Below are 476 nucleotides of genomic sequence, written 5' to 3'. Positions count from 1 at the left end.
GATACAGTTACCCGTATACTACCTTTCCAGGGTAGCTCCTTCAACCACTCGGACACCTTTCTTTTTGAGATTGCAAAAATAGTGTATTTTCTTTAATATCCAAATTATTCTTACAAATTAATCCGTAATTTCTCCACAAAGGCTTTTGGTGAAATTATCTGCGAAGCTTCCGGAGTAGCTTGGATTGTCAATAAGGTGCATTGCTTTAGTAATCGCAGTTTCGGCAGTCATATCTCTTCCGCTGATGGCACCGATTCTTGAGAAAATATTACTGTTTTCATACTTTCCGAATGAAATACCTCCTGAAATACACTGACTTACCACCACAATTTCAGTTCCGTTGTTTCTGATTTCCTGAAGGGTTTCCTGTGTTTTCTCACTGCTGAAAATCGTTCCTGAACCAAAAACCTGAAGGATCAGAACCTTCATTTTGGGGATTTATTTGAAGTGGCTCAAATGCGTACCCGGGAAAATTC

At 39.3% G+C, this 476-nt stretch carries 1 pseudogene; it reads right to left on the bottom strand.

Features of this window, described 5'->3' with window-relative positions:
• Positions 1–117: 117 nt before the first annotated feature.
• Positions 118–476, bottom strand: a pseudogene (locus BBI00_RS15315) (L-asparaginase 1); the annotation flags it as partial.

It is taken from the genome of Chryseobacterium arthrosphaerae, from assembly GCF_001684965.1.
Classification (GTDB): Bacteria; Bacteroidota; Bacteroidia; order Flavobacteriales; family Weeksellaceae; genus Chryseobacterium; species Chryseobacterium arthrosphaerae.
This window is presented reverse-complemented; position numbering and strand designations above follow the sequence as displayed.